Source organism: Polaromonas sp. P1_G2 (genome assembly GCF_056405515.1).
Genome location: NZ_JBFUBY010001443.1, coordinates 1 through 402, shown reverse-complemented (window position 1 = coordinate 402; position 402 = coordinate 1). Strand labels below are relative to the sequence as shown.

The following is a 402-nucleotide window of genomic DNA, read 5'->3' as shown; positions in this document are numbered from 1 at the left end:
GTTTGAGATTGTCGCGCAGCACGCGGCGGAAATCGAGGTCGCTGGCGATGCGGAAGCGGCTGTGGCGGCGGCGGTCGACAACGCCGGAAAAGGCCAGCGCCAGGTCGCGCGACAGCTTTTCCATCAATTGCCGCACCACGTCCTGCACCAGCTTGCGGGCCATGATGAGCACGTCGGGCGACATCAGGTGCTTGGTGCGCAGCACGGCCTTCAGCAGCGTCTCGTTGGGCTCGGCGCGCGACAGCACATCCGGATTGGTCACCACGTCGTCGATGGCATAGTGCTCGATCGCATCGCGCTCCAGCCGCTCGATCGTCTCTTTCGGGAAGAGCCGATGGATGTCGTTGATCCATTGCGGCGTGGTCAGCGCCGAGCCTTCGCGCCCGCCCTGGCGGCTGATAT

General features: G+C 64.9%; 1 pseudogene. It reads right to left on the bottom strand.

The features are described 5' to 3' along the window. Positions 1 to 402, bottom strand: a pseudogene (locus AC1D0P_RS30980) (hypothetical protein); the annotation flags it as partial.